The organism is Halorubrum sp. SD690R, assembly GCF_005435035.1.
GTDB classification, from domain to species: domain Archaea; phylum Halobacteriota; class Halobacteria; order Halobacteriales; family Haloferacaceae; genus Halorubrum; species Halorubrum ezzemoulense.
The window spans coordinates 164896-179364 of the sequence record NZ_SGTV01000001.1 but is presented as its reverse complement, the minus strand read 5'-3'; the positions used below and the strand labels follow the sequence as shown (position 1 = coordinate 179364).

Annotated in this window: 6 protein-coding genes and 5 pseudogenes; 6 read left to right on the top strand and 5 right to left on the bottom strand. The window is 53.7% G+C overall.

Translation table 11 applies throughout. From position 1 onward, the window contains the following. Positions 1 to 177: 177 nt before the first annotated feature. The 4 genes and pseudogenes from EXE41_RS00880 to EXE41_RS00865 all read left to right on the top strand — a co-directional run bounded on the left by EXE41_RS00880 (position 178) and on the right by EXE41_RS00865 (position 7825). On the top strand, positions 178 to 1428 hold the full coding sequence (locus tag EXE41_RS00880; RefSeq protein WP_137690036.1) for a hypothetical protein: 1251 nt from the start codon (positions 178 to 180) through the stop codon (positions 1426 to 1428). 1405 nt (positions 1429 to 2833) lie between these two features. Continuing rightward, on the top strand, positions 2834 to 5671 hold the full coding sequence (gene csg, locus EXE41_RS00875; protein WP_241987166.1) for an HVO_2072 family ArtA-dependent S-layer glycoprotein: 2838 nt from the start codon (positions 2834 to 2836) through the stop codon (positions 5669 to 5671). A gap of 254 nt (positions 5672 to 5925) precedes the next feature. Continuing rightward, a pseudogene (locus EXE41_RS19535) lies at positions 5926 to 6123 on the top strand (RNA-guided endonuclease TnpB family protein); the annotation flags it as partial. 82 nt (positions 6124 to 6205) lie between these two features. Then, positions 6206 to 7825: a hypothetical protein gene (locus EXE41_RS00865; protein ID WP_199240839.1), complete on the top strand. Its 1620-nt coding sequence runs from the start codon at positions 6206 to 6208 to the stop codon at positions 7823 to 7825. Between the two features lie 99 nt (positions 7826 to 7924). Here EXE41_RS00865 and EXE41_RS00860 read toward each other — a convergent pair whose 3' ends face one another. The 3 genes and pseudogenes from EXE41_RS00860 to EXE41_RS00845 all read right to left on the bottom strand — a co-directional run. Then, positions 7925 to 9517 (bottom strand): hypothetical protein, encoded by a 1593-nt coding sequence (locus EXE41_RS00860; RefSeq protein WP_137690034.1) that lies wholly within the window; start codon positions 9515 to 9517, stop codon positions 7925 to 7927. A 453-nt stretch (positions 9518 to 9970) separates the two neighbouring features. Continuing rightward, positions 9971 to 10180 (bottom strand): annotated as a pseudogene (locus tag EXE41_RS00855) (IS5/IS1182 family transposase); the annotation flags it as partial. 183 nt (positions 10181 to 10363) lie between these two features. Beyond that, a pseudogene (locus EXE41_RS00845) lies at positions 10364 to 10855 on the bottom strand (ISH3 family transposase); the annotation flags it as partial. Positions 10856 to 11027: 172 nt separating this feature from the next. On the opposite strand from EXE41_RS00845, the pseudogene EXE41_RS19530 reads away from it, so the two are divergent. Continuing rightward, positions 11028 to 11135 (top strand): annotated as a pseudogene (locus tag EXE41_RS19530) (RNA-guided endonuclease TnpB family protein); the annotation flags it as partial. Positions 11136 to 11149: 14 nt separating this feature from the next. Here the strand turns inward: EXE41_RS19530 and EXE41_RS00835 are convergent. Both EXE41_RS00835 and EXE41_RS00830 read right to left on the bottom strand, forming a co-directional pair. After that, positions 11150 to 11803 (bottom strand): annotated as a pseudogene (locus tag EXE41_RS00835) (ISH3 family transposase); the annotation flags it as partial. A gap of 127 nt (positions 11804 to 11930) precedes the next feature. Beyond that, on the bottom strand, positions 11931 to 12635 hold the full coding sequence (locus EXE41_RS00830) for a TetR/AcrR family transcriptional regulator (RefSeq protein WP_137690032.1): 705 nt from the start codon (positions 12633 to 12635) through the stop codon (positions 11931 to 11933). Between the two features lie 202 nt (positions 12636 to 12837). On the opposite strand from EXE41_RS00830, the gene EXE41_RS00825 reads away from it, so the two are divergent. Continuing rightward, complete coding sequence (locus EXE41_RS00825; RefSeq protein WP_394348102.1) at positions 12838 to 14469, top strand: COG1361 S-layer family protein; 1632 nt, start codon at positions 12838 to 12840, stop codon at positions 14467 to 14469.

Below are 14469 nucleotides of genomic sequence, written 5' to 3'. Positions count from 1 at the left end.
AAGCAACTCAGCACCGCCACACCACATATCTACACATGCTACAGGCTGATCAGCAATAGGTATGCGAAATCTCATAACTCCACAATCATTTTATACAGTCTATCTATTGTTGACCTTTTCGCATGGCTGATAATGTAATCTACGACATTTAAGTTTTGGCCCCACCGACATAGGGGCATGGAACAACCGCGCCGTAACGTGCTTGCCGGGCTCGGCGCTGCCGCAAGTCTTGCTGGCTGTTTGAGTGTTGATGGTGTGAGATATCCAGACGAAATAGAATCCTCAGACGAGTCAAATACTACGCTGGAGGCTGGCACCGATGAGCCACCTACAGATAACTCAACGGATGCCGACGGTCACGCCTCCGACCTGATACAACTCATTGCTGAGAGGACGCAAGCGATTGTTGCTGATGTGGTGTGGTTTGCCATCTCTTATCCACGCGCGGTTGAGTCATATAACCAGGCTATTGACAGTGTGATTGAGACTATCGACACAGTCCGTACCACAATCCATCAACCAACGATGCCAACAGCCGAGATGGTTGACCGACTCGAGACTGTAGGATACAACGCTGCGGACCGCGCGGAAACAGCGTTTGAACCCCACTTTTCTCCTGCTGACCTTCTTCAGTCACGGACTGATATGCATATCCCGTCTTTGGCTCGCGCAGCACGTCGTAACGATGCTGACCGATTTGTCGAGGAACTCGATCGGATGCGACTTTCGTTTTTCCAAATCCAGACTCCAGTGTACGTCAGCAGGCGTTTTTCACGCAACCCGATCCATAACCGGTTGCTTGACCGGGTTGTGCCACACGCTACCGGTGATGTGCTAGTCGAAGTTGCGGCCCCCACTCGTCGCAATTTTACGACGCTCGCACACGAGCCATATGTCGATGAGGACGGGAGCTATCCGCCTACGTTCACCGCAGACCCGCTCCCGGTCGCTCGCCGAAATAAACTTCGGAGACGGCTTGGACCAGTTGTCAAACCGTCAGGCCGTACTGAAGAAGTGTTTTTGACGTTTGCGACCCGTCCAGATTCTGTTACTCGCCAGCGGAACGTCTTTCGTGGGCCACCTGGCGATTTGGACGGTACTCCACTGTATATACAACAATATGGTGACCATGCGACCGCACGTGAACAATTTACAACAACTCTTGCGGCCGGCGATACAGAAGGAATGACCTCGATCAGTTCAGGCGTCACCTCAGCGACTGACTCGATCAAATGGCACCGTTATTACCATCGTGAAGCTGGGAGTGACCGAACAAATCTGGACGATTTTCCGGGTGTTCAATATGGATACCTCCTCCAAGCTGGTCCGTTCATTTTTGCCACCGGCTTTTCTGGTGATGCGTGGGAAGAACGCACCCGCTGGCAGGGCGAGCTGACCGAAAGCTGGTTGTTCCAGCGCGTTGATTGACATTTCTCCGCGCTGAATCGAGAGGAATCTCGCGATGGAAGTTTGACGCTCGCAACCCCGGTCCTGTCACTTTACTTAATAGCGTGGATGAGCGTGGAATGTCTGACCTGCCGTCCATGATGGATCGTATCAGCATTGTTGGATCCACTCCCGGCGTAACGCCGGCATTCTCTCCCTGCAGAAAGATAGTGGTTTCAGCCGCGAGAGATAGTAAATTTGGATACCCCACGTGATCAGGATTTAACTCAGGTGCGACCAAACATCATCTATGACACTTCCTCATCACCGGCGGCAGTTCCTCGCTGCTGTTACTTCTCTCTCCCTTGCTGGCTGTCTTGTTGAGAGTGATACAGGGACGGCTGATGAGTCTGGAGAACCATCTCGCTCACACACAACCGAGTCACCACGCCCTCAGACGAGTACAGGTAATCAGACTCAACCACCCGATTCTGCTCGCCCGGATGGCGAACCAATTCCGCTTGATACTGCGGGGATCGCTGTCGAAACTGTTCGTATTGACCGCATTATTGAGTCGCCATATCAATCACAGATTGTTGCTGACATTGTTATTTCGAACGTTGGACCAGCACGGTATGGAACTCTCGAGTTTCGGGCTGACGCCTACTACGAGCCACCAGCTGATGACCGAACGTATCATCCACCACGCGTCTCTGAGCGAACCGCTGTTGGACGAACATATATCGAGCGACAGTACGATTCGTTTGGTACAGGAACACGGACTCTCAGTGAGATCGTGATCCAGTATGATGCTGATGACGCAAACGGGTCCACAGACCCCGCTACGTTCGACATTGAACTTGTTGTCCGTCGAGTGAACCCGTTACCGGACCCCTCTCAAAACTGACGCCGTAGTCTTTCTCTATGTCCTCACCAAAGATATCTGTCATTGGACTGTGTTCTCCGACTGGACATGCTTGCGCTCTCGATCTGCTAATGTTGAGTTTGACTACAAACAAATTTCATATTGGTTAATTATCATGTGATCGCTGTCTCAGGACGCTATCAGATGCTAATTAAGACGACCAGATCGATCGCCGTGACAATCGATCAGATTCTTGTCCTCTCTAGCACCCACATATTCATCCTACTACTATCCCCTCGATACAGTAGATTAACTGTAGGTGTGCTACACGCCAAGCTAGACCCGCCAATCACAGAACGGCTGTCTCACGTCTTCATACGGGGCTTGATAGCGTTTGTCATGGATGTGAGTACACACAAAGTATTTATAATAACCGGTGTTTGTTCAAAATGCCCCTACCTCCGAACACGGCAGGCGCGAGTAATCCAACACACGGTAACCGTCTCACAACGAGACCAAAACTGAGACGGTGTGTCGCGGACAAAACGACTGGCGTACTCGGATGCTGACAAAAACCAAACAATGACAAACGACAATACACGCTCGAAGGCCAACGCGGTCTTCTTCAGTGCCATCATGGTAATCTCTATGGTGGCAGTTGGCTTTGCTGCAGCGCCGGCCGCTGCGGCAGTCAACGATGGGTCGGTCACGTTTGAGGACCAGACCCTCGACGATGGTACAGTAGAGGTTGACTATAGCGACTTTAGCAGTGACAGCGGTAGCAGTGCCGTTATTGCTGTCACCTATGAAAACAGTGACGGAGACGCGGTTCTCGCCGGTGTTTCCGACACTGGATCCACTGATAGCAGTGGTACCGCTACCGTCACAATTAGTGACGCAGGCGGGTTCCCGGGTCAGCACACTGCGCACCTGTTCGACTCGGATGACGTGCCTGATGTGAGTGCTGGCGACGTGGTTTCGGCTTCCGCATTCACTGACACCGCGGAGGTGACTGCACCAGAAGATCGTTCCTCTGGTAGCAACCTTGTTACAGACGGGAACACCGTCTTCCAGGGTGAAGACGACGTTGTCTTCGTCGGGAATGCTTCTCGAGGAATAATCTCGCACAGCGAACTCTCCGGCACGTCCGGCAACCGTGAGGGCACGCCGCTTCAGGATCCGATTCCGGAAGACGAGGAAACGGGTACTTATGACCTGAATGGTCCCGACGATGGTGACGGTGGCTTCAGTACCACGGTCATCTCGCCCGACATCACGACCGCAGAGGTCCAGTTGAGTGGCGGAAGCGACATCAGCCAAGTCGGTCCCGACTCTGCGGCCAGTCTCAAGGTCTTTGCTGAGTGGAACTTCGGCGACGCTGAAGGCCTTGCCCTCACCGTGGAGGACCCGAGTGGCGCTGATATTACCGATGAAGTCTTGACAGACGATGATGTCCTCCAGTACGGTGAAGGCAGCGAAACCGGTGATGCTGCCAGCGTCGGCCTGAATCTTCAAAACGAAGATGCCGGTGAGTACACCGTCATCTTCGAAGGTAACGACGAGATTGACCAGGATAGCGTAATTGAGCAGTACACGATCGAGCTCACCACCGAGGACGAGCTCTCGATTGATGTCGCAGAAGACTCTGTCACGCAGGGTTCCAACGTTGATTACACGGTAAGCGGTGGGACCGACGGTCAGGAACGGCTCGTCGCTATTGACGAAAGCGACTTCGCGGATGGTGTCAGCGACGACCAGGCTGCTGACATCTTCCGGAACGTCGACGACGTCAGCGACACTGGTTACAACTCGGGTAGCGACAACTACGCATACGCCATCGTCGAGATTGATGGCACGACGGCTGTCGGGTCGATAGAAACCCAGTTCCTCGATACTGGTGATGCTACTGTCGAGGTCTACTCTAGCCAGACGAACACGTCGGCGCTAGACAGCGACGACCTCGAAGACGATGTCGACCTCGAAGTCACCGAGGGTGAACTCACACTTGACAGTCCGACGGATGAGTACACCATCGGTTCGGAAGTTGACGTGAACGGCACCGCCGAGGCGGCTGACGAGGTGCGTCTCTACGCGCTTAACAACGACAACTGGGAGCTTGTCGAGGTCAACGATCAAGACAACATTGACGTTGACTCTGACGACACCTTCGAAGTCGAGGATGTCACTCTCTCGAACGGTAACGGTGGCGGTAATGACATCCTGGCGTTCGAGGGTCAGTACCAGATTGGCGTAATCGACGCGGACGACGCACGCAACATCGAACTGGGCTCCGATGACGACAGCGAAATTAACACCTCGTCATGGACCAGCAACGATGGTACCCGTGCCACGATCTCCGTTGAGTCGGGCGGTCTTACGGCTCAGTTCGGGACCATTGACGGCCAGTTCGCCACTGAAGACAGCACGATGACTGTCAACGGGACTGCAGAGGGGCAGTCGAATGTTGTTGTTGCCTTCGTTGGCGAGCGTGGCGACGTTGATGTCACGGAAGTGTCCGTTGACAACGACGGTACGTTCGACGAAGAAGACGTCAGCGTCGACCTTTCACAGGGCGCTGCGTCCGGGCACGTCATCTCGCTCGGTCGCGACGAGACCGTCGGTGACGGCGATCTTCCGAACGCAAATTCGAGTGATACAGTCGGCATCGATGAGCTGTCGAGCTTCATCACCGATCTTGAGGACCAGTCGCTTACCGGCAATCAGGTCCGTGACCGGATTGTCTCTCAGACCACTGAGGCAGACGCTACGGACGACCTGATGATTTCGACGACCTTCCGTGTCACCGAGGCTTCGGTCTCGCTTGACTCGGTTTACCCGGAAGGCGCTCAGGCAGACGGAATCAACCCCGTCGCTGCTGGTGAGACGATGGTCGTGGAGGGTACGACGAACCTCCAGCCTGACGACAACTCCATCGTGCTCAACGTGCTCAACCAGAACGATAACTCGGTTGAGTCTGCGTCTGTCGACGAGTGGAGCAACGATGGCCAGTTCACCCTGACCGTCGATACCTCCGACCTCGAGACGGGGACGTACACGCTCGAGGCCGACAGTGGTGATACCACTGACTCCACCGACGTTGAAATCGTCGAAGAGCGGCAGACTGACGACACCGGCGACGACACTGGTGACGACACCGGCGACGACACCGGCGACGACACCGGCGACGACACTGGTGACGACACCGGCGACGACACTGGTGACGACACCGGCGACGACACTGGTGACGACGCTGGTGACGACACCGGCGACGACACTGGTGACGACACCGGCGACGACACTGCCGATAACGGCAGCTCCGATGGTGGCAGCACTGACGGCAGCACGCCCGGCTTCGGCGCGCTTGTCGCCCTTGTTGCGCTCATCGCGGCTGCGCTGCTCGCGACCCGTCGCAACAACTAACGCCAGCTAATAACCGAACGGATCACTCCGTTCGGTCCTCGCGGTGCGTATTTTCATTTTTTGCGGATGCCTAAGGCTCGTCAGTTGCTAGCGTAGCGGATATTCCACAGACAACTGACACGATTACTACAAAACCTGATGGCCAAAAGAATCCCACACCCAAGCGTCTCTCCTCGTTGATACACGCTAGTGTAAACTACCCTATCCTACCGATCGCCTTTCGGCTTGCGCTTGAAGATTGGGCCTCTTGTTTCTACGATCAACTCCGCACCGAGACGAAGTTGACCGCAAACTTCGTTCAGAAAGCGATTCGGCGCACCATCGGGAGCACAAAAAGCGGTGTCACCCACCCCAAGAAAGGTGAAACCACCAGTCAGCCGCACTTCGATGCGTGGGACCTTGTCTGCGACAAGCACAACGCGACGTTCCACCGCGACCACGTTTCGCTCTCTATGTGTTCATGTTTTTCGCGAAGCAGACACGCTGGGATTGACAGAAAGTATTTACAACCGAGAACGGTAGGAGGAATTGATCATGAATACACGTGTCTCGCTTGGCGTAGTGATCCTCTTTCTTGGGGTTATTTGCCTTGCTATGCCGCTCAGCATCTCAACTGCGGCACAATCACAGTCATCCCCTGCAGTTGGGTTTGATACTGCAAAGACAACAGTGACGCAGGGCGATGTGGCTACGCTTGGGATCCAGATGCGTGACACTGATGAGGTGACGCTCACCATCCAGGCACCGAATCAACAGTACCAGACAACACTCCGTGCGTACGATAACAATGGAGATGGTTCGGTCACTGTCCGGGCTAATACATTCTATCCAACTGGTGTAGACAAGAGCAACCGGTTCACAGCTACTGGCGGTGACTCAGTCCGACTCATTTCTGAATCTGGACTCTCTGAAGGGGCCGTACTCGATACTGGCCGATATAACCTAATTGTCTCAACTGATGAGACAAGCGTTGCAGCAGTGCTTATGATTACTGAACCATCCCAACCGAATGGAACGAGTGTGATTGTTCCCCCTGATACATCGTACAAAAATATTGAAACGGGGTTAAAAAAGGAGTCGGAGTTGTCAGAAATAGCTGCTACGGACACCACGGATGTGGATTCCGCTAATGTTGCCCGTGGTGATGAGTTTTGGACACGGCTTCCAATTACCGGGATTGGTGGTCTCCTTACGTCACCAGCTCCAGCGTCAAACCTTGTGTTCCCTGTTGATAGCACCCCTGGTGCTGAAACTACCCACATAGCCGACATAAGTAGTAATGAGACAGTCTCTTTCACATCAGTCTCGATCAACTATCAGAGCAATCACGGCGGATCTCACGCAGCTACTCAACAGGTTACTCAGCCCGATATCGAGGTATTTGGGATTGATACAAACAAGAACGGATATATCGATCGCTCACTGAAAGGATCGATACAGAGCATCCAGACGGGTACAGACGGGCGCTTAGCAATCTCACTTGACCATCCAGTTGAGATTTCTACCCACAGTACACTTCGTGTCGCGTACGACATTGAGAATCCTGAAGTAACAGGCTCACAAGACGTCTCCGTTACTCTTCAAAACGGTGATGTATCTCATCAGCACACTGGTATCGTCACATACGGGCTTGCGGGTCAAGGTACTCTCGGTCATGGAATTAACCTCCAGTTAACCTCGGAAGAGGGCGAGTCACCTACTGATCCACTTGCGAGCGTCCACACAGTGTACAATGACAGCGTATCTGGACTTGCCGTGGGGGTTGACACAACAACATTGGAACCGGGTGAGTACACGGTTACGCTTGAAATTGATGAGTCAGCACCGAACTCTGTACCGAGGGTCTCACTTCGGCAGTCATTCACCGTGTCTGAACCCACTGCTGAACTAACAAATCACACCATCAGCAACTCTACTCGGCTATCTGTGACAGCTAGCACCAACCTTGCGCCGAACAGCTCCGCGATTATTCGTATCACTGCGGATGAGAAGGATGGCGGAATCAGTCAAGTTCTTAATTGTGTAGCCACGGTCGATAGCGACAGTGAAATTGGTTGTAATTTTGACTTTTCTTATCCCGCCGATGAGTTCAACATTGATGTCACTATTAAACGAGACGGTGTCGTGATCGCTGGACCAACCAAGATTAACTGAACCGAATTCACTCGGCACAGACGGAAATCGCAAGACGGCAAACCACCAACAATGTATTACACAAGTATGTCAACTTGACTGGATATGATTCTCACTGCCTTATACCCAGTGTCCAAGTATGTATGCTCCCCCCACGACAACGATTCCACCAAAGGCATCGCGTGTCCGAACAGGAAGTAACGTCGGCGAGTTTGGTGTCGTGTCTGGTTGGCTTTCAGTTTCACTAGACAAATTAGTTTCAACAGACGTTTGATTATCTGGCTTTGTTTCGCTTGTGTTTTGGACTGTTCTATTTGTTGTCTCGGATTGTACTGAAGTCGTATTATCAGTCGTCTCTGTGCCGTTGTTTGTTTCTTTTTGTGAATCTGGAATCTCTGGTGTAATACTTGTTGAGTACTGTCCCGACCGATAACTCACCAGTATGGCCACTATTGTACCCTTGGCAGACGCTCTAAACTCTTTATCAAAGCTAACAGTATTCGTGAATGTTTCTGTATCATACACTCGATCAAGATCAAGTCGCTCTCCAGTTGATGTATTGAATGTCTCGATCGTGACTCGACTAATCTCTGCCTGTGAGACTGTGCCAGCAAGGTGGACTGTTTTTGCCTCTAGATTGATCGTCGCGTTTGTAATGTTCACCTCTGGTTCTGGTTCATACTTGATTACAAACGTTTGATTCCGTATGTTTCCTGCCGCATCTTCTGCTGTTATTTTGAATTCATTGTCGTCGTTGTCGCCATATAATTCAACCGTCGTATCGAAACTGTATTTGAGTTTGTCTGGATTCGGCTTTGCGTTTGGGCTTAACATCAGAACCTGTGAGCCATTGTTCGATGTCCGATTTATTTCGACACGCTTGAGTTTCGTTTCATCCTGAACCGTACCGCTGATGCTCGCCGTATCCGTGTAACTATCATCCGCGACGGTGATATTGATGGTAGGATCCGACTCATCATTAACGTCAATTACAAACCGGTCAGTGTTTGTGCGGCCGAGCGTATCTGTGTACTCTGCGGTGAGATTGTTTGTTCCGTCGACAAGCAGTAACTCTTGAGAAAAAGACTCTCCGGGGTTCGAAATTCGATGAATCTTCCGGTCTACATCTGAGCTACTCTCATCAGGCCCGTAGTTGCTCGTTCGCTCAATTCGGATGCTCTTAACATCTACTACCGTGTGAAGATTGCCAGCTAGAGTAACTTGCCCACTAGTAACATTTACTGTATTGTTTGGCCCACCTTTGACCGTCGTTGAAAATGGCGAGGTGTATTCTACCCTTGGCGCGGCTGTATGCTTCGTTATTGATGATTTGAATGTTGTTACTGTGTCAGATTTTGCAATCACTTCTACCGTATTTTCATTTGGGTCAAGGTCAAGTGTAACTGATCGGTCAAATGTCATCGAATTAGGTCGATATGAACGGTATACGTCCCCATTGACTCGCAGTTCTATCAACTCAATCGGCGCATCTGCTGTGACAGTGATGTTTGCGTTTGGGTCGTTTAATACGACAACATTGTCTTCAGACTTGAGCTGCTCTCCATCAATGGTTATATTGGTTGTTGTCTCTTGTGCAGTTACAGCCCCAACCCCGGTATACATGAGCAGGCCCAAAATACACATCCCACACAGAACACTCGCCCAGCGCCTGTAAGTCGGACCTTTCACTGGATTAATAGAACTTGCTATCATGTTGTTTCGGTGAACACCGCTTGTATACCATCATCCTCCCAGCAATTCATATGACTGTGCTGGCCTAAATATCATCCGCGATACTCATCAACTTCCCTAAGATCAAGTTCGGTCGACAACGCTACTTCAGTCGGGTTCCGCTAGGCTGTATTCCACATCAGTGGCCGGACAGTTTAGTAGAAATCTGGAACGCAGCGTGTCTGAGAGCCAGTTGGTGACGTGGGCTGTACGTCCGACTGGCTCTCATCAGGGACTTGTGGTCCCATTTATACTGGTGTGAACAGACGAATAAATATCCACTGGTTCACTCACGTTAGCGGTGTTTCACATAAGTGATGCTGCTGGATGTGTTTAGGTTAGAATCGGTCGCAGCGAGCCTGTTGTAACAGATTTGCTTCAATCGTGGATCGACTTTTCTCTCGGCCGTGTTGAATCGCTGTAAGGCGTTGGAATTCACTGTTTGACGAAGCGTTTGATGTTATAGACGACACATATCAGCGCGATTTCGCGGAACTCACGGAATCATGACCGCGCTCGCACGGGGAAGCCGAGCAAGCGTTTCACAGCCGAATTCACGGTTTCGGCCATAGAGTATTGATTGTAGCGAGTATCGTCGATTCTAGCGTTGTGCGCCTGGTCGTCCGGGCCGAAGATGCGATGCTCAGTCGATCACATCGACAGCCGCGTGATCTTGTCTAATGGCGGTGAACCAGATTGGACTGATCGTGGAGTGCCTTCGAAGTGCTGGTGAGCTTAGTCTTCGGGGTGGACCGTCGCTGTCGGCGGCAGACTGCCGCCGACGCGACAGCGTCGCCATTCACAACTGCTGTCCGGACCGGTGGACAGCTACCGGAAGAACCGGTCGTCGAGTGGTTGGTTCGCTGGAACAGTCCTACGCACACAAAGCGCTGTCCAAGCGGCTCGCAACACCGTCTCACAGAACTCCGTGAACGACCACTGTCAGAGGCGGCGCCCCCCGCGGCGGGGCGCCGCCACGTACCGCCAGTGTAGATACCGCCAGCTATTCTAGAGCAGTAGGCTCACCACAAACATCACCAGCCGTAGCCCAGCGTCCTGAGAACTGGTGAATGCGAGACTCTGCTTGGCTAATCGGTAGTTCGACTCGATGCCGAAGCGCTTGCTGTAGTGCTCTCGGGCATCCCGTGGCGTGTCGATAAACGGCGCGTCAGCGGCGTAGCCGTGACGCGCCACCCCGTGTTCGTCGTATCGTCCCTGTTGGTAGACGCAGTCGATGAACACAGGGAACGTTACCTTGCCGGCGAGTTCGTGTTCGATCTCGCGGCTCCAGCCTCTGCTGAGTTCGTCTTGGATCGTTTCACAACCGGTGCGAGGCGAATGCCATGGGGCTTGACCCCATGGATGAAGCCGACAACTCGTGAACCAAGCCATTAACTCGAAATATCTCAAACAGAGTGGTGTGACGGCATACTTCGCGTCTGGCTTAGTCGGCGAAAACAATCCGGGTCAGACGCTCTGCCGTGACCACCAAGTAGGAGTGGGAGACTCCGAATCCACGCCCGCGGAGACTGCGCTCCCTGTGGATTCCCTTGCGGAATCTGTAAAGCGCGTCGTTGAAACGGGAAGCCTCGGGGCCTGACCTCGAGGCGGTTCACCCCACTTGACGATCGGCATCACGTAGGCGTAGTTGTGCGTGGACAACAGCCCAAGACAGGTGCTGTTGTAGAATCCGCGATCGAGATAGACGGCCTTGACGCCGAGGTCAAGGCCGTCGAGGAGCTCGAGAAACGCAGCAAGGACGTCGCTGGTGGTGTCGCCAGCGACCAGCTGGCGCACCGCCAGCGTGTACCGCTTGTTGCGTACCCGCGCGTACAGCGTCGCGTACGCGTGAAACGTCGTGGTTCCCCGTTTCGCCTGTGAGAAGTACAGCGCTTCCGTTTCGTCTTCATCGCCGTAGTAGGGGTCGAGGTGGAGGTCTACACAGACCTCCACCGGTCGATCTGGAAGCGTCTCAAGCGTATCTCGTTGACGTAGCGTGTCCCCAACCGCCTCAACGGAATCAAGTTCGAACTGCTCGGTGAGATGTCCTCGGACGGTGTTGGCGTGTGGCGAGTCTTCGGTCGTTTCGCAGACGTGATTGATCGAGGTCCCGCCGGCGCTGGCGCCGGCGAGGACCTCGTACAACGTCTCTGTCGTGACCTTGACGTTCTCGTCGATGTCTATCTCAAGCTCTTCATCGAGGCTGTTGACGACAAAATTAAGAAGATGCTCTTCCTCTATCTTGTTGTCTGCTTCGGTAGGTTCCACACTCTTCCCAAGCAGACACTTTCACTCAAACCCAATGTGATCGACTGAGCCTTGAATCTTCCATAACTTGCTTGAACATTATCAAGGAGCGAACGGCGTCAGCCGTGAGCGAGTAGGGTGGGGTAGTTCACCCGCTGTGATCGTCACAAGAAGTCATCGATTCATCTGCGAACAATCCCGTGATAACCGTGTCGATCAGTGCCTCCTCAACCTCATCATAGGTCTCGTTCAGGACGATCGGTGTGTTCTGTGCTTGCGTGACGAACAGCAGCGACCGTAGGAGTCCTCGTACGATATCCGGATCGTCTATCCGGACATCATCGCGCGCAACCCATGCTTCCGGCTGCGGTAACACGCGGAAATCTGCTTCGGCACCTGTGTCGGGTTTGTTGTCGCTATCGCCTTTACTAATCGTGCCCGTGTTATTGTTGTCCCCTGTACTGGTAGCATCATCATAGTTTGTTCCATTCAACTGCTCATCGATCCGCCGTATCTCACCCTCCACAAACAGCCTCCGAATAAGAGGGTTCGATCGGACTTGTTTAAGTGTTGTCCGCAGGATCATTTCAGCTTCCGCCTGTGGTGTCTCCACCTCACCGATGACTGCTTCGAGTTGTTCAAATAACTGATCGCGCTCAGAGACCAGCACAACAAGATACAGTTGCTCTTTCGAGTCAAAAAACTGGTAGAACGTACTAGTACCGATTCCCACCTCTTCGGTAATATCATTCACACGCGTTCGATCGAAACCGAACTGCGCGAAAAGTTTGTGGCCCGCCTCGATCAACTCTTCGCGGATACGCTCGCGATCTTCATCGGTAAAGCGCGCCATTATTGCTTCCTCGCGTCAGCTGCGATAGCTTCGTTTTTTTGCTCCATACCGAGATACGAGAGTCCACGAACAAAATGTTTATTGGTTCCCGGGTGAAGTAGTGAATGTGCAACGAGCTCGCCACTTCTCGCCGAATAGTCCCGCAACGGAATTCCCCCGACCCCGGAGTACAAACACCACGACTATCGAGGTGCGGTAGCGCATGCGGACTCGCCTCCTATCCGTTGTGCTTGTGAGTGTGCTTCTCCTCACTAGTGGTCTCGGCATCGGTGCTGTCGGCGCTGAGCTAACCGGCTCCGACGCCGCACCTAGCATCGGCGTTAGCGCGCCCGCACAGGCCTCGAACATCGGTGGGTCTCCTGACCTTGACGTGTTCGCGCCGAACCCGAACCTCGTCCCCGGCCGGACCAACCAGATCTCCCTCCAGATCGCCAACGACGGAGACCTCCGGTTCGGGAACGCTGCGAACAGCGATCTTGTCACTACGGCACGCAACGTCCGCGCCGAGGTTGAGGCGAGTGGTCCACTATCTGTCGAGTCGGGCGAGACATCGATCGGCAGCGTGACGACAAGCGCCCCCGGTGAACTACCGGTGAGTCTGAACGTGCCGCAGGGCGTCGAGCCCGGCACATACTCGCTAGATCTAGATCTCACCTACGGCTACATATCCTCCGGCGAGAGCCGAACCGTAACGATCTCCCGGGACGTCGAAGTCCGCGTGCGCGACGACGCCCGGTTCCAAGTCGTTGACATCGACAGCGACGCGCAGATCGGTGACAGCGGCACCGTTGAGGCGACGATCGAGAATGTCGGCGCGGAGACGGCGCATAATGCTGACGTGACTTTTGGGACGCAAAGTAATAGTGTCACAGTGAGTGATGGTCAGTCCAACACTGTTCGGATCGAGGAGATCGAACCCGGCGAGACGACATCTGTCGCATACGATGTGGGCGTCGCGTCCGATCTACCAGTCCAGCAGTACACGCTCTCCGGTTCCGTACAATTCGAGGACCCAGACGGGATCACCCGCACCGATGATGGGCTCTCACTCGGGATCCTCCCGCTTGCCGAACAGGAGTTCGCATTCACTAACGTGGAGTCACAGCTTCGCGTCGCCGAGGACGGCGAACTGGTCGGCACCGTTCGCAACGACGGTCCTGTTCCGGCCCGTAGCGTTGTTGTTCAGTACGCCGGCAATTCCCAGAGCGTGATCCCGGCAGAGCGGTCAACCGCTGTAGGGACGCTTGACTCCGGCGAATCCGCGAACTTCACACTGCCAATCTCGATTAGTGGCGAGGCCGAGTCCGGCCTGCGCTCGCTCGATATGGTAGTTCAGTACCGGAATGGTGAAGATGAGTTGCGGGCCTTCGAAGACCTCGTCGTCGACGCTGAGGTTGCCCCCGAGCGTGACCGCTTTGACGTTGCAGTCGAGAACCGCACCATTCAGTCAGGTGGGACCCGTACCGTCGATGTCACTGTAACGAACAACCTCAACGAGACTGCCAGCGACGTCGAGGCACGGTTGTTCGCCGACGATCCGCTCGATACAGGTGATACCGACACAGGATACGTCCAATCACTCGACTCCGGGGAAACCACCACGATGACTTTCGAGTTGACTACTACAGGCTCTGCAACGCCGGGTAGCACGTACCCAATCTCGCTTGACTTTCGGTACGATGACGTGGACGGAGACAGCCAACTGACAGACACCTACCGTGTCCCGATAGACGTGACTGAGAGTGAGGGCGGTGGACTACCGCTGCCGGTTATCATCGTCGCACTCCTTGTCGTCGGGACGGGGGCGCTTGTTGTCTACCGGAGGCGGCAGTAA

Excerpts from the sequence above, each read along its gene's own strand:
- EXE41_RS00880 (WP_137690036.1), top strand. The coding sequence starts at position 178 with ATGGAACAACCGCGCCGTAACGTGCTTGCCGGGCTCGGCGCTGCCGCA.
- csg (WP_241987166.1), top strand. The coding sequence starts at position 2,834 with ATGACAAACGACAATACACGCTCGAAGGCCAACGCGGTCTTCTTCAGT.
- EXE41_RS00865 (WP_199240839.1), top strand. The coding sequence starts at position 6,206 with ATGAATACACGTGTCTCGCTTGGCGTAGTGATCCTCTTTCTTGGGGTT.
- EXE41_RS00860 (WP_137690034.1), bottom strand. The coding sequence starts at position 9,517 with ATGATAGCAAGTTCTATTAATCCAGTGAAAGGTCCGACTTACAGGCGC.
- EXE41_RS00830 (WP_137690032.1), bottom strand. The coding sequence starts at position 12,635 with ATGGCGCGCTTTACCGATGAAGATCGCGAGCGTATCCGCGAAGAGTTG.
- EXE41_RS00825 (WP_394348102.1), top strand. The coding sequence starts at position 12,838 with ATGCGGACTCGCCTCCTATCCGTTGTGCTTGTGAGTGTGCTTCTCCTC.